Origin of the sequence: Roseibium aggregatum (genome assembly GCF_014692675.1) — a bacterium.
In the GTDB taxonomy this organism is placed as follows: domain Bacteria; phylum Pseudomonadota; class Alphaproteobacteria; order Rhizobiales; family Stappiaceae; genus Roseibium; species Roseibium aggregatum_C.
Genome location: NZ_JABFCZ010000029.1, coordinates 1 through 20151 on the forward strand (window position 1 = coordinate 1; position 20151 = coordinate 20151).

Consider the following 20151-nt stretch of genomic DNA (forward strand, 5'->3'; position numbering starts at 1 on the left):
ACCGAAACGATGCAAACTGAAACATGATCGCAGGCAGATGGTCAGCCGTGCCCGAACTGTCCGGGAATTACTGAAACGGTTGTCCGGGATTTAGCGTAATCGCTGTCCGGTATTTCTGAAATCCGCATCTAGACCATAATCACAATAAGGTTTACTCAACTCACTGATTTAGCTGAAACGGGAAGCGTAAGGTATGCATCGAATTGTGTTGTACGTGGTCGAGTCATTCGAATACTGCGGTATGGCTGCTTTTTTTTTTAACAATTCCAACATCAGTGAGAAGCGGGTCGAACAGGTCTTCGCCATAAGCGCGATTACCCCACTATGATAACGTTCACATGCTGCCTGCCAGTCCGTATAAAGCCAGCTGTGCGAAGTAATGGGTAAGTTTCCCATACCCGGAAATTGTAAATAAGATATGCTAGAAATCCTGCCTTACAGAAAGCCGCGGCGACAGTATTCGATTATGAGTTAATTGAAAGCTGATAAAGCCGGATATTTCAGTTAAGATTATCTTTTAGAGCGGTATATTAACTTACCTGTTTCTTGCGGAGTGAGTTGTCATATAGTTTTTTCTCGGCAATCCAGAAATCTGCATAGTCAACGCCCTGCCAATTGGAGAACCATGGGCCTCCATTGGTATAGTGAATGACTTCAGGCGTCTTTTCCGGCATCGGATATTCACCTGCCAAGAAGTTCCAAGTCAAAGGAAGTTCTCCGATCAGTTCATCCTCCGGAATCCAGTTGAAGCGATGGAGGAAAGCCGGGCTCTCACTATTGATTACTTCGGGTGTAAGGGCCTTGACGTGAGGATGCGCGTTATTAAACAGGATGAAGGACGACCAGTTCTTGCGGGGGTAGGTCGTCTGGGTCTGCGCATCCATTTTGACTGCATTCTTCGGAACATAGTCATGCTTCACAACATAGACTGCTTTACTCCGATCCGCATAGCTGAGAACCTTGTTGACGTCGGTCGTATAAAGGAAGTCGCAGTCACAGAAAATGGTCCAGCCGTCATGCGCAGCCAGATACGGCGTGAGGAAACGCGTCAAAGAGAATTCGGTCGAGGCATTGTCTGCTGGCCGATTGTAAAGTCCGAGTTCTCGCAGAGTCTTCTGCTTTAGCGGGTATATCTCGATATCAGACGATGTATGGCGCAGCAATGAATGCCGGCAGACTTGCCAAGCAATTTCCTCCCTGCTGTCGTACCCGATATATATCTTCAACTTTTCCAACATTAATCACTTCTCCGAATTTGGCCACAGACACAGGGAAACACGAAACTTCGAGAAAGCCAATATTACTCAATCGGTCGAACCAACTGCTTCGCGGGGGAGCTAATTTGCATATTATACCGCAAGTGAGTGTTAAAGTCAGCGGATCCAATTCTTTAAATTATGAATTCGTTGTTTTAAAATCCGAAGTCGGGAGGATTTACGCTTGCTAAGTTCGCCGAGGGATAAAGACAATGCGCTCTTTGTACTTTCTAGTTCCGAATTAGCTTTATTAAGTTCATGCGATAATTCATTTAATTGCATTTCCATTGAGTGGATTTTCTTTGCTTTTGCCGATATTGCCTCAATTTTAGATATCAAGGCGGTTCTTTCCGCTTCCAAAATATTCCGGGCGTGAAGGTGACTTTCACCCATTTTTATTCTAGGCGCCACACTCCGTAAATATTGTGAAGTTGCTTTTAGAATAGAAGTATTACTGATGCTAGGAGAGTTCGCTTCCCATCCTTCAATCGCGTCATGGTATGTCTCGACCCACTGATCGACTGCACTTGCTAGGCTGGCATTTGACCTGATCCATTCGGTGACCCTTCGCCCATCCGCAGCGTCATAGAGCTCGAGCTGACGAACCAGATTGTCTTCATTCAAAATATGCGTTTGCAACGCTCGTATGCCGAAATTCAGCCTTCGGAATCGATCGACATTTTCCATGGTGACCATGCCGCCTAGGTGAGCGTAGTCCATGACGACGACCGCACATCCCGAAGCCATCGCTTCAATTGCAGCGCGAGCCTTTGCGAAAACAATATCGTAGTCGGCAAGAATGTTTTCCGGTTTCGAAACTGGATTTCCTGACGAATTGCCCGCAATATCTATCCGCTCAATCCCAATTTTTGCACATGCAGCCTTAATACCTTCCGGAACCGAGGATTGAACATTACTAAATACGAGCGCTGATTTCGGCTTTTTCGGCAGGTCGCGAACCCGGTAAAAACGCTCTAGATCGACAAAGTTATATATCGTTGTAACATCACCTGCACTAATCCCATGAACTGTCAGCAGTCGCTCTCGGCACAAATCATCTACGGCAACGTATCTCATGATATTGGGATGATATGGTGGCCATTCTTCCCAAGGTAGCCAGCCATGGCAGGTATAGATCACCGGAACCTGCGGGAAATGTAGGGATGCAGACATTGTCTCGATATGATGCTGACCGTGAATGACGTCGGGAACCGCCGACATCTCGCGGAGATCGCTTTGGACGGGTATCGTCGCAGCAGCCAGTTCTTCAGCAACTTCCCCCAGTGATTGACTATAGGCAACGGGAAAATGTCCGCGCTTCATCAAGTCAATTGCAAGGTCCCGTACATAAACTTCCGAACCTGCACGAGTCGCCAGGGTATTGTTTGTCATGAGAATGCGTAGCGATCGGCCTCTAGTTTGCATTTGGGGCAATCTCCAGGGAGTTTCGAGCCTGCGTGAGTGATATATATCCTGAATCGTTTCGAAGTTCCCGCCATGAGCGGCGCAAGTCAAAAGTCTTAATTTGAGAAATTGAAGAATTTCGACATTTGCACAAATTGGAAATAGATCAATATGACCTTCCTATCCAGTCCCATCTCGAAGTTTTACTGGTATTGATTTCATAACGTTATTTCAATTAGCGCAAAATCCGCATCGATTAATACGCTCAGTTTGAGCCATCCGAAATTACGCGCAAGTTTCAATCAAACGGTCAAAAATGCCGCAAATTCTCGAGGTTTCCAGGATATTCCCCCAATACCCCTTAACGGCATCCATTCTCGCGTGTTGCACAATGTGGCTATTCTACTGAATAAGCTTAGTTCGCACGTCGATGGGTACAACCGATGGCCCTGCGCGATGCAAAGTGGCGAAAAGAAGGCAGGTCTTGGACGCGTGGTCTAAACTCACTCACTCGTGAGAGCAATTTGAGTCGGTCCGGTTCATATTGTCTTAATTCCACTACGAATAAGTAGCCTCATTGGTTTAAATGAAAAAAGAGAACGCCGTGTATCGCCTGTTGAGGCAAATTGTTATTATCCTTGCACTTGTCTCCGCGGTCGGCCCGGCGCAGGCTTCCGGACTGGAAAGCCGTCCCGGCTGGCGGGTGATTTCCACCGGATTTGCCTTCGGCGATCTGGTGCGCCGGGTGAAAGACGCTGTCCGGGACGAGAAGATGCTGCTGGTCACGCAGGCAAGCGCATCGGACGGCGCAAAAGGTCAGGGAATTGTCATTCCGGGCAACCGGATCATGGGGGTCTATCGCAACGATTACGCCCGCCGCATGCTGAAGGCGTCTGTCGCTGCCGGTATCGAGGCGCCGATCCGGTATTATGTGACGGAAAATCCGGACGGGACCGCGACCCTTTCCTGGAAGACGCCGAGCCATGTCTTTGCCCCCTATATGGAGGAAGGAGGTGCGGAACTGAAGGCGCTCGCCACCGAACTGGATTCCGTATTCGAGGCGATCGCGGCGAAAGCCGTAGGCAATTAAGCGTTCCGGGACCTTTCGGTAACCATCCGAGCGGCCGACTTGGTGTCCGGCCGCCAAGCTCTCGCTATCATCTTTGACATTGTCGGCTTTTCCTAAGATGCCGGTTTTGCACATATACTTTGCATCTCAGCTTACGAAATGTGCTTGTGCGAATCGTAATCATTCCCCACCTTGGAAGATGTCTTCAACTGCAAGAAAGGAGGTGCCCATGTCTAGTGAGTATCAGAAATTGGCCCGGGAGTTTGGGCGGAATGTTTTGGTGCTGGAGCAGCCTCGAGCAGTAAAAGGTTTCGCCGGGATCTGATCCGAACTTTCTGGTCAATTTGATCTCATGGGAGGGCCGCTTTGCGGCCCTCTTTGCATTTGGGGCTTTCGACTGTTTCCGGTCAGAGGGGCTGGATTTTAGTTGCAGGTGAAACTAAGCTTCCTGACAAGAACGATCAGAGGCACTTAGATGACGTCCCCCATCCTTCACTCCTATTTCCGCAGTTCCACGTCCTACCGTCTTCGGATCGCCCTCAACCTGAAGGGCGTGGAAACCGACTACCGGGCGCACCATCTGCGGTTTGGCGAGCAGCGGTCGGAAGCGTATCTGAAAATCAATCCTCAGGGCGTGGTGCCTTCGCTGGAATTGCCGGACGGCCAGGTCCTGACCCAGTCGCTGGCCATTATCGAATATCTCGACGAGACGATCCCCGAACCGCCGCTGCTGCCGAAGGACCCGCTGTCCCGTGCCCGGGTTCGGGCGATGGCCCAGATGATTGCCTGCGATATTCATCCGATCAACAACCTGAAGGTCCTGAACGAACTCCGCTCCCGCTTCGGCGCCGACGATGCCGCGGTCGCCGGATGGTTCCGCCATTGGGTCGCGGAAACCTTCGGTCCCCTCGAGACGATGCTCGCGGCCCGGACCACACCCGGAGCCTTCTGTGCCGGCGACACGCCAGGGCTTGCGGATATCTGCCTGGTCGCCCAGGTGGCGAACGGCGCGCGCTTCGGGGTGGATATGACCCCCTATCCGGCAATTCAGGCGATTTACGACACCTGCATGGCCATCCCGGCGTTCGAAAAGGCCGCGCCGGCCAATCAGCCGGACGCGGAATAGGCTTCCCGCATCCGTCATTCGGTTTTAGATCAGACCGACCGCCTTGCGGACGCCCTCGTCCCTGAGCGAACAGTCGATGCCGCAATAGGCATCGCCCGCCTCGGTCGCAAGCCAGGAAATCGTCTCGCCGACCCATTCCGGCGGGATATGGACCGACGGGTCGAGCTGGCTTACCGGATTGATGCCCGACGCCTTGATCGCCACCTGCATGTGGGTTGCGACCGTCCCGGGGCTCAGGCCCATGACCCGGATGCCATGATCGGAAAATTCCAGGTCCGCGCATTTGGTCAGCGACAGGACGGCGGCTTTCGATGCGCAGTAATGGCTCCAGCCTTCCAGGGCGCCGGTTGCCGCCCCCGAACTGATGTTGATGATCGTGCCGCCGCCGGCCTCAAGCATGATCGGAGCGGCGGCGCGGATGCAGTGGTAGACGCCTTTGACATTGACATCGATGACCTTGCCCCAACCGTCCGGATCGGAGGTCTCCAGGCGGCTGATCGGATCGATCAGGCCGGCGTTGTTGACCAGGATGTTGACCGGACCGAATTCATGGGCGGCGAGTGCCACGGTTTTCTCGACGTCGGCGTAGGATGCGACATCGCAGGAACAGGCGATCGCCCTGCCGCCTCCGGAACGGATGTCCCGGGCGATCCGTTCAATGGCCTCGCTGCTGCGGGCTGCGAGAACGACCGAAGCTCCGTATTTTGCCAGGCTCCGGGCCGCGGCTTCCCCGATGCCCCGGCTGGCGCCGGTCACCAGGGCGGTTTTTCCTGCATGATCGATCATGAAGTTTCCTTCTGTTTAGATTATGTCAATATTGTTTGCATGCCGCCCGATGAACAGGGTGAATTCGAAAGCCGTGCAGGGGAATAGCAGTCGGGGGTCATGGCGGACAGTCTAACTTCACTTCGTTCTCTCCTGCGCGAACTCTATTTCGGCGACTCGGGACGGGCGCGAATCTGGCGCTATACGCTCCTGGCGTTCGATATCATCACGATCGGCTATTTTATTGTCTCGTCCGTGTTGGATCCGGACAGGCTGCACCACGAACTGGACTACGTGATCGCGGTGGTTCTGCTGATCGACTATCTGGCCCGGTTCATTGCGGCGGAAAAGCCGGTCCAGTATGCCACCAGCTTCACCTCGCTGGCCGATATCGTGGTCGTGGTCTCCCTGGTCGCGCCGGCGTTTTTCGAGAACTTCGCCTTCTTGCGCGTCATTCGCATGTTGCGGCTGATGCGCTCCTACCATCTCCTGAGGGAACTGCGGCAGGCATCGGGATGGTTCCGCCGGAACGAGGAAATCATTCAGTCGGCGATCAACCTGATCGTCTTCGTCTTCGTCGTGACGGCGGTGGTCTATGTGGCGGAGCATGACCGCAACGACGCCATCAACAACTACCTCGATGCGCTCTACTTCACGGTGACCACGCTGACCACGACCGGGTTCGGTGACATCACCATGACCGACAGCGCCGGCAGGCTGCTGACCGTGCTGATCATGATCTTCGGCGTCGCGCTGTTCCTGCGTCTCGTTCAGACGATTTTTCGGCCCAACAAGGTGCATTTTCCCTGTCCGGACTGCGGCCTGTCGCGCCACGATCCGGACGCCGTCCATTGCAAGCATTGCGGCCGGGTGCTGAACATTCCCACCGAGGGCGACTGGAGCTGAGCGAATTCTGGCGAAATCACATCGCCTCCCGGGCAGGAGGATCGTTGGAGTGTGCTCTCTGAACTGTGATCAGGACCGGTTTGGCTTCCCGCATATCCGGTGCCATGATGCCGTCGCGTGAAGGCCATCAGAAGGCATTCGCGAACGGACGGACCGCTCTGCAGTGACAGGAGGGAGACGTGAGGTTCTTGCTGTGGCTTGCCGGTGGACTGTTGGCCGGCCTCTTGAGCGTGGCTGGCGCCTTCGGCCAGACCGCTCTCGATCAGACCGCTTCCGACCAGACCGCTCTAGACCGGCCTGCCTGCGGCGGCGATACCCCCTGCACGGTGGAAGGCGGCGAATATTACATTCACCTGCCTCCCGGCAGGAAAGCGTCAAAGCCCAAGGGGGCGATCTTCTTCCTGCACGGACACCGGGGAAAGGCGATCAACCAGATCAGCAACAAGTCCTTCCTGAACATGGCGGACGAACTGGGCGTCGCCTTCATCGCGGTTCAGGGGCTGGAAGGCACCTGGTCGTTTCCAACCGCGCCGCACCAATTGCGCGACGAATTTTCGTTTTTCGACCGGGTGCTTGAGGATGTATCGAAGCGCTTCGGCGTGAAACGCGACAGGACATTGCTTGCCGGATTTTCCTCCGGCGCCTTCATGACCTGGTATCTGGCCTGTGACGATGCGGAGCGCTTTTCCGGATACGCGCCGATCGCAGGCGCCTTCTGGAAGCCTCTCCCCGAAAGCTGCAAGACCAGGGAGCCCTATCTCTTCCATGTGCATGGAACGTCGGACAAGGTCGTTCCTCTCGCGGGCAGGGCGCTCGGCGGTGGCCGCTGGATTCAGGGCGACGTCTACAAGAGTTTCGACGTCTGGCTGCATCAGGCCAGCGTCTCGGAGGACAGCGCCCGCCATTACACCTCAGGCAACCTGCAATGCGAGCGCTGGTCGCCGAAGGGCGGCGTTCTGGAACTGTGCCTGCATGACGGCGGTCACAGCGTGCGGGCCGAATGGATCAAGCGGGCCTGGATGGAACTCGCGAAGGCGAGGGGCTGGCCGGAATATACGACGCTCACAGTTCACGCCAATTGCCAGGAACATGACGACAAGTTGACCGATGCGGAAGTGACCAGGGCCTGTTAGCGGTTGACGTTTCCAGGAGGGGCGGGTCATCTGCGGCCCGTTGTTTCGTTTGGTGGTGGCTTTGAGTTCCTCTTTACCTCCCGGTGCCCTCTCCGGCCTCGTCGTCCTCGACCTGTCCCGCATCCTCGCGGGTCCGACCTGCACCCAGATCCTGGGCGATCTCGGTGCGGAGGTGATCAAGATCGAACGGCCCGGCCGAGGCGACGATACCCGCGGCTGGGGACCGCCCTTCCTCAAGGACGAGGCGGGCCGCGAAACTCATGAAAGCGCCTATTATCTCTCCTCCAACCGCAACAAGGCTTCGGTCGCCATCGACCTTGCCAGCGCCGAAGGGCAGCGGCTGATCGTCGAACTGGCGAAGAAGGCGGATATCCTGGTGGAGAATTTCAAGGTCGGCGACCTGAAACGGCGCGGGCTCGACTACGACAGTCTCAAGGCGGCCAACCCCGGCCTGATCTATTGCTCCATCTCCGGCTTCGGCCAGACCGGCCCTTACGCCCATCGCGCCGGCTACGACTTTCTGATCCAGGGCATGGGCGGGATCATGTCGCTCACCGGCTTTCCCGATGACGAAGGCGGCACGGAGACCAAGGCGGGGGTTGGCATCGCCGACGTCATGTGCGGCATGTATGCGACGGTCTCGATCCTGGCCGCGCTCAATCATCGCCACCGGACCGGCGAGGGCCAGTATATCGATATCTCGCTGCTCGACGCCCAGGTCTCCTGGCTGATCAACCAGGGTGTCGCCTATCTGGTGTCCGGCGACGTGCCGGGCCGGCTCGGCAACGGCCACCCGACCATCGTTCCTTACGAGACCTTTCCCGCAAGCGACCGGAATTTCATTCTCGCCGTCGGCAACGACAGCCAGTTCCGGAAATTCTGTGCCGTCGCAGGCAGGCCGAAGCTTGCCGAAGATCCCCGTTTTGCGAAAAACGCCGACCGGGTGCGCAACCGCAAGGAACTGGTGCCGATCATCCGCCGGCTGACCATCGAGAAATCCGCGGACGCGTGGATCGAATGTCTGGAGCGCGAAGGCGTGCCCTGCGGACCGGTCAATGATCTGGCGCAGGTGTTTGCCGATCCGCAGATCCTGGCCCGGCACATGAAGATCACCATGGACCATTCGCAAGGCGGCACGGTCGATCTGATCGGCTCGCCGATCAACCTGTCAAAGACGCCGGTTGCCTACGAGAAGGCCCCGCCCATGCTTGGCGCGGACACGGAAACGGTTCTGTCCAGCCATCTGGGGCTGTCCCGCGCGGAGCTTAAAAAACTCGCCGAACAGGGTATCGTGCAGCTGGCGAAGGCAGAGGATTAGAAATCAATGACGACCGGTGCCGATATTATTGCGGGCAAACTTCATGCGGTCGGCTGTCGCCACGCCTTCGGTATTCCCGGCGGCGAAGTGCTGGCGCTGATGGACAGCCTCGACCGGGCGGGCCTGCGCTTCGTCCTGGTGAAACACGAAAACGCCGGCGGCTTCATGGCCGAGGGCGGCTGGCATGCGGACGGCGCCCCCGGCGTATTGCTCGCGACCCTCGGGCCGGGCGCGGCCAATGCGGTCAATGTCGTCGCCAACGCCTGGCAGGATCGGGTGCCTCTGATTTTCCTGACCGGTTGCGTCGATGCCGGAGAGGCGGAAAGCTACACCCACCAGGTCTTCGACCATCAGCAACTCTTAAGGCCCATCGTCAAGGCGAGTTTCTCCGCCCGTCTAGGCGCGCTCGACGTCATGATGGAAAAGGCGATAGCCCTTGCCCTCGACGGCCAGCCCGGGCCGGTTCACATCGACGTACCGATCAAGGTCGCGGAAGGCGAAACGGACGAAGCCTGGGACAACGCGTTCCGTGCGCGGCCGTCCTCCGGTCAAGCTCCTGCCGGTGCGGATCTGGAAGGCGCCTGTGCGCTCTTCGCCAGGGCGAAACGCCCGATCGCCATTGCCGGCGTCGATGCGGTCAACGAAGGCGCGGGACCGGAAATCGCCGCCTTCTGCAAGCGGTTCGGCGTGCCCTTGGTAACCAGCTACAAGGGCAAGGGTCTGCTCGACGAACGCCACGACCTCGCGCTGGGCGGTGCCGGTCTTTCGCCCAAGGCCGACGGCCATCTTTTGCCGCTGATCAACCGAAGCGACTGCATCCTGCTGCTCGGCTACGACCCGATCGAGATGCGTATCAACTGGCGCAATCCCTGGGCCCCGGATGCCCCTGTTATCGAGATCACGCCGGTTTTGCGCACCCACGGCATGCATGCCGCCCGTCATACGCTGCGGAGCCATGTCGCCCCGGCGCTGGGAAAGCTGTCCGACAGCCGTTCGGCCGACGCTGCCTCATGGGCAAATGGCGAACCGGCCGCCACAAAACAGGCCCTGGCAGAGACCTTCGCACCCGAGGCAGAAGGCTGGGGACCGGCAACGGCCTTCCATACCCTGCGTTCGGTCATGCCCGAGGACGCGGTCGCGACCGCGGACAGCGGCGCGCATCGTATTCTGGTCAGCCAGATCTGGCAGTGCTTTACCCCGCGCGGCATGCTGCAGTCCTCGGCGCTCTGCACCATGGGCTGCGCCCTGCCGCTCGCCATGGGGCATAAGGTGGTGGACGGCAAGGCACCGGTGCTGGTCTTTGTCGGCGATGCCGGGCTGGAAATGTGCCTCGGCGAACTCTCCACCCTGCGCGACCTAAAAATCCCGGTGATCGTCTGCGTGCTGGTCGACAGTTCGCTGTCCCTGATCGAGCTGAAACAGCGCTCCAGCCAGCGGCCCAATGTCGGCGTCGATTTCGGCGAAACCGACTTTCCCGCCGTCGCCCGCGCCTATGGCGGCCATGGGGTCTGGATCGAGAATGCCGCCGATCTGGAACGGGAAACGCTCGAGGCCCTTCAGCGGGAGACCTTCACCATTCTCGCCTGCCGGATCCCGGCCCGCGCCTACGACGGCAAGTTCTGAAATCCCCGAATCTGGTTAGCCGTTTTTGTATCTGGCGCTGGCGGATTCGATGGCTTATGTTGCACCTGCGAAGAAATACCTATCGTGGTCGATTATGACCCAACTGATGGACTTGGCCTGTTTGTCGGCTAGGCGGGTCGCGTAGCGCGACCGTCCGGTCGGGCAAGCGGGGCAACGCAGTCCGGCGGGCAGGCCAAGTCCACCGAAGGCCGTGTTTTCGAAACGGTCGGACGTCGTCTCGCTTCTTGGCCGATGCCCCGCATCGCCCTGCGAAGCGCTCCTAGCCGTCCGGTCCGAAAACGCGGTCAGATGAATCATAATCGACCACGATTGGTATAAAACACGGCGCTAAGCCGGAAGGGCAAAAATGCCCGGTATCAGGGAGAGCCAGACGATGCTGACGTGTCCGACCAAGGACGCTGTCCGTGCAAGGGTAAGGGCGTTGAAACGGGAGGGCCTGCGCGTCGCGCTCGTGCCCACCATGGGGTTTCTGCACGAAGGCCATCTGTCGCTGGTCCGCGCCGCGGCTGGCGCGGCGGACCGGGTGATCGTGTCGATCTTCGTCAACCCGACCCAGTTCGGTCCGAACGAGGACCTTGCCACCTATCCCCGCGACGAGGAACGGGATCTGGGGCTCCTGGAAAAGGAAGGCGTCGATGCGGTCTTCATGCCGAGCGTGGAGGAAATGTACGGCGCGGGCGGCGACACCATCGTCGAGGTGCCGAGCCTGTCCGGCATCCTGCAGGGCGCCCTAAGGCCCGGTCATTTCCGTGGCGTGGCAACGGTGGTCACCAAGCTGTTCAACATCGTCCAGCCCGATATCGCCGTCTTCGGTGAAAAGGACTACCAGCAGCTCACGATCATCCGCCAGATGGTGCGCGATCTCGACATGCCGCTGGAGATTGTCGGCCATCCGACCGTGCGCGAAGAGGACGGGCTTGCCATGTCCTCGCGCAACGTACGGCTGACGCCGGAACAGCGCCTGCAGGCGCCGGTCTTGAACAAGGCGCTCTGCGCGGCGGAAGACGTCGCCGCCACCGGGGCAAATGTGTCGGATCTCGAAGCCCTGATCCGCGGCACGCTGGAAACGGCGTCGGAAGGGGAGATCAAGAGCATCGATATCCGCGATGCCGTCACTCTGGCGGAGCTCGATGGCCCCTTGAAAAAACCGGCGGTCGTGCTTCTCGCGGTCCGCTTCGGCACCGTCCTGCTGATCGACCAGCGGGTGATTGCCCCTCAAACCCAAAACGCCTGAGTTTCGCGGTCCTATGATCGCATCTGAAGAAAGGATGCCCAATGAGCACGCAAAAGCCCATTCGCCGGACGACCGCTCCGCAGATCACCCGCCGCAAGGGCGGTGAGCCGATTGTTTCACTGACGTCCTATCACGCCCACACGGCGGCCATCGTCGACAAATACGCGGATTTTATCCTGGTCGGCGACAGCCTCGGTATGGTCATGCACGGCATGGAATCGACCGTCGGCGTCTCGCTCGAGCTGATGATCATGCACGGCAAGGCGGTTGTTCGCGGGACCCAGAAAGCATTGGTCGTCGTGGACATGCCCTTCGGCACCTATGAGGAAAGCCCGTCGGTCGCCTTCCGCAATGCCGCGCGCATCATGAAGGAAACCCAGTGCGGTGCGGTCAAGCTCGAAGGCGGCCAGCGCATGGCCGAAACCGTCCGGTTCCTGACCGAACGCGGTATCCCGGTGATGGCGCATACCGGCCTGACCCCGCAATCGACCAACGTCATGGGCGGCTTCAAGACGCAAGGCCGTGACGAGGATACCTGGCCGATGCATGTCGAAGATGCCAAGGCTGTCGCCGAGGCCGGCGCCTTCGCGCTCGTTCTGGAAGGCATGGTCGAACCGCTTGCCGCCCAGATCACCAAAGAGGTTGCCATTCCGACCATCGGTATCGGCGCATCGGCTGAATGCGACGGTCAGATCCTGGTGCTGGAAGACATGCTCGGCCTGAACCCGACGCCGCCGAAATTCGTGAAGGTCTTCGGCAATCTTGGCGGTCAGATCGAGGCGGCGGTGAAAGCCTATGCCGACGAGGTCAAGGACCGGAGCTTCCCGACCGAAGACCAGGTCTACCGGTAAACCGGTGCTTCCGGAGCGAGGAGGCTGCTCATGACGGGATCTTCATCTCGAAGATCGATGATCAGGGGATTGGCGGCAGGCCTTGTCCTGCTGCCCGCATTGATCGGGCAGCCGGCCTTGTCCCGTGCGGCAGAGGAAGCAGGCTGGCAAAGCTGGACCGCCGACGGCGCCGTGACGAGCGGTGTTGTCGGTCGGATCTGGTCCGTGGAAAAACAGGCCTTCATCGAGCCGTCCGCGCTGGTCGAGAGCCTGAACGATGCCCGTTTTGTCCTGATCGGCGAGACCCACGACAATCCCGCCCACCACCGGCTGCAGGCTTTTCTGACGAGCGCCGTCGCGCCGGACCGTCCTGCCACGGTGGTCATGGAAATGCTCACCGAAGATCAGGCCCCGGCCCTCAAGGCGTTTATGGCATCGCCCGACCGCTCGGCGGAAACATTCGGCAAGGCCGTTTCCTGGGAAAAATCCGGCTGGCCGGACTATGCGATCTACCGGCCGATCATCGCGGCCGCCTTGAAGCGCGGCGCCGATATCCGGGCGGGTCTGCCCGGCAAGAGCGAGACCCGCGCTATCGGCAAGGAAGGTCTGTCCGCGCTGACCGAAGGCCAGCGGACAGACCTGCGCCTTGCCGCCGATCTGCCGAAGGATCTGGCCAAGGATCTGAACAAGGAAATCATCGCCTCCCACTGCGATCTCCTGCCGGCCGGTATGGTGCCGAACATGATGGCCGTCCAGCGCTACCGGGACGCCTATCTGGCCGAAGCCCTGCGCAAGACGCCGGCCGATGGTCCGGCCATCCTGATCGCCGGCGACGGCCACGTGCGCAAGGACCGGGCCGTGCCGTTCTACCTGAAACCTTCTGATGGTGCCGCGGTTACGGTCAGCCTCGTGGAGATCGATCCCGAACGCAGTGAGGCAGAGGTATTGGCGGACGCCCGCGAGAATATCACCGCCGACTACATCTGGTTCACACCGAAGATCGACCGCGAGGACCCCTGTGAGGCCCTGCGCAAACGGTTTTCGGACAAGAAGAAAGACGGCTAGGACGACGGAGCCTGAGGACAAGGCCGGCTTTTATCATCGGGGCTGGCGCATGGGCGCGCATCAGCAACGCATCGGAAGTGGCACAGCCTCACCCCATCCTCAGTTGTCGTCCCCGGCAAGCGAAGCGCGACCGGGGACCCAGTACTCCGTGTCCTCTCCGATCAAACAACCGGCCTCTCAGATTACTGGATTCCCGCCTTCGCGGGAATGACAACAGAATGTGGGGCGAGGTCGTGCCCAAATTCAGAGTGTCATCCCGGCCGCAGCGTAGCGGAGAGCCGGGACCGGGGAGCCCGGGCCTCTCGTTGGTGCTGTGATCAGGATCGACAAAGAAAGGGGCTCACCGGTCCCGGATGAAGCCTTACGGCTTTTCCGGGATGACGATTGAGAAGCAACGTATCGCCGATAAACTAAGCCGTCTAACCAACCGTCTCCGGCAGCGTCGCGGCGACGCGTTCGATCATGCGCCTTAACCAGCGGTGAGCCGGGTCGGTGGTCGAGCGCTGGTGCCAGACCATGTAGATCGACACCGGTTCGCAGTCGAAGGGCAGGGGCGCGCAGGCGAGCTCGCGTAAAGGTCCGAGATGCTGGAGCTCGGTGTCCGTCGAGATCAGGTCGCTGCCCTTGATGAAGGCGGGGATGGCGTTGAAATAGGGGACGGTCACCGTGGCCGGCCGGATCCGGTTCTGGTCGACGCCGCGCAGCACTTCCTTCGAACTCCGCCCGTCCTCGAAACGCACATCCACGTGCTCGCAGGCGCAATACTCCTCCCAGGAAGCCGGTGGGGCACGCCGGTCGGCATCGTAGAACACCATCATCCGGGTCGTGACCAGCCGTTTCTGAAAGATGTCGCGCCCGTCCGGCGGCAGCGGCGTCAGCATGATCTGGCAGCGGTCGTCGCGCAGGATCACCGGGTCGGACACGCCGGAGACGAGAAAGTCGAGCCGCAGGCGGATGCCCTGCTCACGCGCCTCGCGCAGCAGCGGCGGAAAGATCAGTTCCCGCTGCAGGTCGTTGGCGGCAATCGCAAAGCGCATCTCTTCCGCTTGAGGGTCGAACGGCCGGCCTTCGGTCAGCCCCTTCATGCCGTCGAGCACCGCCTGCACCGGCTCCTTCAGCGCCAGCGCCCGTTCGGTCGGCGTCAGGCCCTGGCCGGAGCGCACGAACAGCGGATCGCCGAGCACATGGCGCAGTTTCGCCAGCGTATGACTGACGGCCGACTGGGTGACGCCCAGCCGGTCCGCGGCCTTGGAAACCGACGACTCTTCCAGGATAGTGAGAAAGGTCCGGAGCGTCTTGCCGTCCAGGTCGGAATAATCGATTTTGCTCATAGTATTTATTTATAGATATGAATGGATCTGGGGTCGATCCCAAGCTAGTGCGTAGAGTGAGGAAGGCCGGAACGGCCGAAGCGGAGGAAAGTGCGCATGGGGATCAGGTTTTTTTCCGACAGGAACCGTCCGGTTCATCTCGGTCCCTATCCGCTTGAACGCCTGAGACGGCAATCGGCCCTGCCGGATCTCTCCGCCGTGAAGGCGATGCGGCCGCTCAGCTTCCACCGTCCGCAAGAACCGGAAAGCATCGTCAACGCCATGGGCGAATACCAGGCGATGATGGACGCGATCCGCGACGGGCTGGTCAACAGGACGCAATCCGAGATCCCCGCGGACCCCCAGGAACGCGCAAATCACCTGAAGGCCTTCGGCTATTTCAGCGATGCGTCCATGATCGGCACCGGCCCTTTGCCGCAAGAGGCGCTTCTTTCCGAACCGTTCCGAAACCCGGATATCGACCGGCTCGCCCATGACCTGAAGACCCGCCAGACCAAGACGCTTGCCTCCGGCATCGACATGATCATGGCCGACCTGAAGGAAAGCATGGAAGCGCCGCCGCGCGACATCGACGGCCACAAGCACGCGATCGTCTTCCTCTACGAGCATTTCCGCGATCCGAACCCGGACGAGCCGGGCGGAGACTGGATCCGCAATGCCCAGGCCCATCGCGGCGCCCTGAGGGCGACCGAGACCGCGGTGGTGATCGCCAATTACATCCGTCTGCTCGGTTTCGATGCCCGTGCTCATACCGCAAGTTCCTCCGATGTGGATCTCGGCAAGCTGGCGGCCGCCGCCGGTCTGGTGAGCGCGGAAGACGGCGCGCTGGTCGCGCCCTGGCTCGGCACAAGGTTTAGTCTTGCGGCGATCACCACCGAAATGGAGATCGCCCATGACGCGCCGCTGGTACCGATGGGCAAACAGCCCTGGTTCAGCACGCTCGGCCCCGCCTGGTGGCTCGGCAAGGGCTTTGCCAAGAACGCCTTCAACCGGGACCCTTACGCGACCCGCGATTATGTCGCCGGTGCCCATCCGTTTGAAAAGCTGAAGCGGGTCGACACACCGACCACCTATATCGATGAGGCCAACGTGGCCCGCGTACCCAAGCGCGCCGACATGTTCGCCCGCGCCCAGTTCGGCGATATGGGTAAGGCCTGCCAGGACGGCGCCAAGGGCGGGCATTATGCCCGCAAGGCGGCGCCCAGTTTCGCTCAACGCCGCGCGCTCGGCGCCTTCGTGTTGCTGCAGGACGGACCGGCGAACCCGGACGGCGCGAAGCCGAGCGATGCGGAACGCAACGCGGCCAACATCAAGGCGGCGACCTATTTCCTCGGTGTCGATGCGGTCGGCCTGTCCCGCTGCTCGGACTGGACCTGGTATTCCCACGATGCCGCCGGCGAGCCGCTTGACCCGCCCCACGACCAGGCGGTGTCGATGATCATCGACCAGGGCTACGAGACCATGGAGGGGGCGTCCGGCGACGACTGGATTTCCGTCGCCCAGTCCATGCGCGCCTACCTGCGCTTCTCCCTGCTCGGCGGCGTGATCGCCAGGCAAATCCGCAATCTCGGCTACAAGGCCAAGGCGCATTCGGTGATGGACGGCGAGGTGCTGCAGCCGCCGCTGTTGCTTCTCTCCGGTCTCGGCGAGGTCAGCCGCATCGGCGAGGTGATCCTGAACCCCTATCTCGGGCCCCGGCTAAAGTCCGGCGTGGTCACGACGACCATGCCCATCGCCCACGACCGGCCGATCGACTTCGGCCTGCAGAACTTTTGCGAAAACTGCAACAAATGCGCCCGCGAATGCCCGTCAGGGGCGATCACCGCCGGGCCGAAGCTGATGTTCAACGGCTACGAGATCTGGAAGTCCGACAGCCAGAAATGCGCCACCTACCGCATCGCCACCCCCGGCGGAGCCATGTGCGGCCGCTGCATGAAGACCTGCCCGTGGAACCTGGAGGGCTTGTTCGCCGAAGCGCCGTTCCGCTGGGCGGCATCGAATATTCCCGCTGCCGCACCCCTGCTCGCGCGGTTGGACGACGCAGTCGGCAACGGCGGCCTTAACGACGTGAAGAAATGGTGGTGGGACATCGAGCTGGAGGAGGACGGCGCCTACCGGCCGACGAAACATCCGCTCAACCGCCGCGACCTGCAGAAGGATCTGGACCTGAAATACGAGGACCAGACCATGGCCGTCTATCCGGCGCCGCTCGCCCCGCACCCCTGGCCCTATCCGTTCCCCATGGACCGCGAGGCTGGCATCGAGGCCTATCAGGCCATGGTGACGGCGGAGGAATACCAAGCGCGTCTAGCCGCCGGCGATGCGTCCGTCATTCACCGCTACGTCAATGACGGCGACAGTCCGGTGATCCGGGTCGAGGTCTCAAAGGCGGAGAAGATGACGCCGGACGTCACCAAGTACGAGTTCCGTACCCTCGACGGCAGCGACCTGCCCGAATGGACCGCCGGCGCCCATCTCGACATCGTCGTCGCCCCGGAATTCCTGCGCCAGTATTCGATGTCCGGCGATCCGGCCGACCGGTCGGCATACCAGATTGCGGTGCTGCGCGAGGATCACGGCCGTGGCGGGTCGAAGCTGATGCACCGGATCTTTTCCGAAGGCCGCAAGATCTTCATCTCACGGCCGATCAACCATTTCGAGCTGGACGAGACCGCAACGAAAAGCTTCCTCATGGGCGGCGGCATTGGCATCACCCCGATGATCGCCTTCGCCCACCGCCTGTATGCGTTGGGTCGGGACTTCGAACTGCATTATTCGGCAAGCCGAAAGGACGGTGCCGGCTTCCTGGAAGACCTGCCGAAGGTCCCCTGGGCCGACAAGGTGCGTTACCACTTCTCCGACGAGGGCACCCGCGCCGACCTGGATGCGGTCCTGAACGGCTACCGCGACGGCTGGCACGTCTACACCTGCGGCCCGGACCGCTACATGACCGGCGTGATCGACGCCGCCACCCGCCAGGGCTTCCCGGAAGAGGCGCGGCACCTTGAATATTTCTCCGTGCCGGAACAGCCGGACTACGTGAACCATGACTTCATTTTGAAGCTGAAGGACGGCCGCGAGCTGCTGGTCCCGGAAGATCACACCGCCGCCGATGTCCTCAACGCCAACGGCTTCCACATCGACATCAAGTGCTCCGACGGCATCTGCGGCGTCTGCAAATGCGGCCTCGTCTCTGGCGAGGTCGAGCACCGTGACTTCGTGCTGTCAAAGAAACAGCGCGAGACGTCAATCATCCTCTGCCAGAGCCGGGCAAAGGACGAGGGCGGGGTGATCGAGATCGATTTGTGAGGAACGCCCCGTTCAAATGCTACCGGGTGAACGCCCGGGCCAGGTTCCGGGCGGCTTCCAGACTGGTCTCGTCGCTCCCCTGCAAATCCACCAGCCGGGCCGACGCGACATCGGTCTCGGTGAAATCGGTGCCCGTGACCGACGCTCCGGTCAGGTTCGCGCCGGCGAGTGAGGCTGTGGTGAGGTTGGCACCGTCGAGGTGGGCGCCTTTCAGGTCGGCGAATTCAAGCACCGCACGCAGGAGGTTCGTCCCCGTGAAGTCTGCGCCCTCGGCCTTTGCCCCGGTCAGGTCTGCGCGCATCAGGCCCATGGACTGGTTCTTCAGGTCGGCACCGAGATCGGCGTTGGTGAACCGCGCTCCGGTCAGGTCGGCGCGGGAGAAATTGGCCGGCGCGCGTGCTTCCGACAGATCCGCGTCCCGGAGCGAGGCGTCCTGAAGCTGGGTCTGGAACAGGTGCGCGCCCTTGAGGCTCGCCCCATCGAAATGCCCTTTAAGCGCCCAGGCCTGATCGAGCACCGCCCCGTCCAGCCGCGCGTCGCTCAGATCGGTGCCGTTCAGCCGCGCGCCGCGAAAGCTTGCGCCGTGAAAATCGAGCCCGGACAGATCGAGCCCGTTGAGTCGGGCGTGGTCGAACACCGCCGCCCCCGGCTGCGCGGCCAGGCGCGCCTCCACCTCGGCACGGGTCATGTCCGCCTCGGTCATCGCCGGCGAGGTCAGGTCGATCCCGGACATGAGCGATTGCGAGGCGGCCGGTCCCGACATGGCAAGCGCCACCGCAACAACGGCAAGTCTGATACGCATTCTGGCTTTCCTCCCGCCAGCGTAACTAGGCCGTCGGTGACGTCTTTCCAGTCTGGTTACGCGTTCGTGATCTCGCCTGCGTCCGTCTCCAACTGCGCCCTCAACGTCTCCGCTGCTTCCCGCACGAGCCGCGCAGTCTTTTCCGTTTCCAGACCTTCCAGGGCGACAACGCCGATAGAACATTCCAGGCCCGGTAGTCCCGGTCCGGAGAGCTTTAGGGGACTTGCGACGCCGACCGCGCCGGTCTGCAATTCGCCCCTGGTGACGCTGTAACCGTCAGCGCGTGCGCGTGTGACCGCTTCCGGTTCGTCGTCGGCCGGAGGCCGGCCGGCAAGGATCGCGATACCGGCCGCACCCCGGTTGAGCGGATGGCGGGTGCCGAGCCGGTAGTGGATGTTGAGGAACGTGTCGCGCGGTTCGGCAACGAGGATGGCGACGCCTTCCTCGCCTTGCGCGAGGCAAAGGAATGCCGTGGCGCCGGAAGCATCGGCCAGTTGGTCGATGACCGGGCGGGCAAGGGTCCTGAGCGGGGTTTCTGCTGTGGCGCCGAGCGCGAAGATGCCGCTGCCCAGGATCAGCCGCCCGTCCGGCAGCCGGTAGACCATCTGGTGCGCCTCCAGCGTGCCGGCGATGCGGTAGGCGATGGCCCGGTGCACGCCGAGCCGCTTCGCCAGTTCTGAAATCTTCAGTCCGTCCCGGCTTTCCGCCACCGCGCGCAAGGCGATCAGGCCCCGGTCCAGGGTTTGCAGTCGGGTTGTTTCCATGTCCGGTCCCGATAAGGCCTCTTCTTCTATCTTGCCGCTTGCGCCCTTCGCCCTTTCGATATTGGGAAGGCGCGTTTTATCGAATGCGCCGGCAACAGGCTCCAAATTACCTCTCCCATGGGGAGAGGTCGGAGCGCAGCTCCGGGTGTGGGGATATAGCCTGTCCGTATCCCCGAGAGTTTTGTTCCCCTCACC

The 20151-nt window shown here is 60.5% G+C and carries 16 protein-coding genes; 10 read left to right on the forward strand and 6 right to left on the reverse strand.

Annotated elements, in window-relative coordinates:
- Window positions 1-530: 530 nt before the first annotated feature.
- Together HK439_RS22195 and HK439_RS22200 are read right to left on the reverse strand one after the other, a co-directional pair.
- Window positions 531-1238 carry a glycosyltransferase gene (locus tag HK439_RS22195; RefSeq protein ID WP_190293676.1) on the reverse strand — a complete coding sequence of 236 codons (708 nt, stop codon included), beginning with the start codon at window positions 1236-1238 and terminating at the stop codon, window positions 531-533.
- A 135-nt stretch (window positions 1239-1373) separates the two neighbouring features.
- A complete protein-coding gene (locus tag HK439_RS22200) occupies window positions 1374-2681 on the reverse strand; it encodes a glycosyltransferase (protein ID WP_190293677.1) in 1308 nt (435 codons plus the stop codon).
- 583 nt (window positions 2682-3264) lie between these two features.
- On the opposite strand from HK439_RS22200, the gene HK439_RS22205 reads away from it, so the two are divergent.
- Together HK439_RS22205 and maiA are read left to right on the forward strand one after the other, a co-directional pair.
- Complete coding sequence (locus HK439_RS22205) at window positions 3265-3750, forward strand: DUF302 domain-containing protein (RefSeq protein WP_328804219.1); 486 nt, start codon at window positions 3265-3267, stop codon at window positions 3748-3750.
- A 454-nt stretch (window positions 3751-4204) separates the two neighbouring features.
- Window positions 4205-4855, forward strand: coding sequence for a maleylacetoacetate isomerase (gene maiA / locus HK439_RS22210; protein ID WP_190293679.1), 651 nt, complete (start codon window positions 4205-4207; stop codon window positions 4853-4855).
- 24 nt (window positions 4856-4879) lie between these two features.
- Here maiA and HK439_RS22215 read toward each other — a convergent pair whose 3' ends face one another.
- Entirely contained in the window at window positions 4880-5641 is a 762-nt protein-coding gene (locus HK439_RS22215) for an SDR family oxidoreductase (protein WP_190293680.1), read from the reverse strand.
- Window positions 5642-5740: 99 nt separating this feature from the next.
- On the opposite strand from HK439_RS22215, the gene HK439_RS22220 reads away from it, so the two are divergent.
- The 7 genes from HK439_RS22220 (at window position 5741) to HK439_RS22250 (ending at window position 13750) form a co-directional block, all read left to right on the forward strand.
- Window positions 5741-6526 (forward strand): potassium channel family protein, encoded by a 786-nt coding sequence (locus HK439_RS22220; RefSeq protein WP_190293681.1) that lies wholly within the window; start codon window positions 5741-5743, stop codon window positions 6524-6526.
- A gap of 179 nt (window positions 6527-6705) precedes the next feature.
- On the forward strand, window positions 6706-7659 hold the full coding sequence (locus HK439_RS22225) for an alpha/beta hydrolase family esterase (RefSeq protein ID WP_209011999.1): 954 nt from the start codon (window positions 6706-6708) through the stop codon (window positions 7657-7659).
- A 61-nt stretch (window positions 7660-7720) separates the two neighbouring features.
- Window positions 7721-8977 (forward strand): CaiB/BaiF CoA transferase family protein, encoded by a 1257-nt coding sequence (locus HK439_RS22230; protein ID WP_209012000.1) that lies wholly within the window; start codon window positions 7721-7723, stop codon window positions 8975-8977.
- A 6-nt stretch (window positions 8978-8983) separates the two neighbouring features.
- Window positions 8984-10600: a thiamine pyrophosphate-binding protein gene (locus HK439_RS22235; RefSeq protein ID WP_190293682.1), complete on the forward strand. Its 1617-nt coding sequence runs from the start codon at window positions 8984-8986 to the stop codon at window positions 10598-10600.
- Between the two features lie 394 nt (window positions 10601-10994).
- A complete protein-coding gene (gene panC, locus HK439_RS22240) occupies window positions 10995-11855 on the forward strand; it encodes a pantoate--beta-alanine ligase (RefSeq protein WP_190293732.1) in 861 nt (286 codons plus the stop codon).
- A 41-nt stretch (window positions 11856-11896) separates the two neighbouring features.
- A complete protein-coding gene (gene panB, locus HK439_RS22245) occupies window positions 11897-12706 on the forward strand; it encodes a 3-methyl-2-oxobutanoate hydroxymethyltransferase (protein ID WP_190293683.1) in 810 nt (269 codons plus the stop codon).
- Window positions 12707-12763: 57 nt separating this feature from the next.
- Entirely contained in the window at window positions 12764-13750 is a 987-nt protein-coding gene (locus tag HK439_RS22250) for a ChaN family lipoprotein (protein ID WP_190293684.1), read from the forward strand.
- Window positions 13751-14169: 419 nt separating this feature from the next.
- Here the strand turns inward: HK439_RS22250 and HK439_RS22255 are convergent, their stop codons facing one another.
- Window positions 14170-15081, reverse strand: a complete 912-nt coding sequence (locus tag HK439_RS22255) for a LysR family transcriptional regulator (RefSeq protein ID WP_190293685.1) — start codon at window positions 15079-15081, stop codon at window positions 14170-14172.
- Window positions 15082-15177: 96 nt separating this feature from the next.
- On the opposite strand from HK439_RS22255, the gene HK439_RS22260 reads away from it, so the two are divergent.
- Window positions 15178-18390: a 2Fe-2S iron-sulfur cluster-binding protein gene (locus HK439_RS22260; protein WP_190293686.1), complete on the forward strand. Its 3213-nt coding sequence runs from the start codon at window positions 15178-15180 to the stop codon at window positions 18388-18390.
- Between the two features lie 19 nt (window positions 18391-18409).
- Here HK439_RS22260 and HK439_RS22265 read toward each other — a convergent pair whose 3' ends face one another.
- Both HK439_RS22265 and HK439_RS22270 read right to left on the reverse strand, forming a co-directional pair.
- Window positions 18410-19192 carry a pentapeptide repeat-containing protein gene (locus HK439_RS22265; protein WP_190293687.1) on the reverse strand — a complete coding sequence of 261 codons (783 nt, stop codon included), beginning with the start codon at window positions 19190-19192 and terminating at the stop codon, window positions 18410-18412.
- Between the two features lie 56 nt (window positions 19193-19248).
- Complete coding sequence (locus HK439_RS22270) at window positions 19249-19956, reverse strand: IclR family transcriptional regulator (protein WP_190293688.1); 708 nt, start codon at window positions 19954-19956, stop codon at window positions 19249-19251.
- Between the last annotated feature and the right edge of the window lie 195 nt (window positions 19957-20151).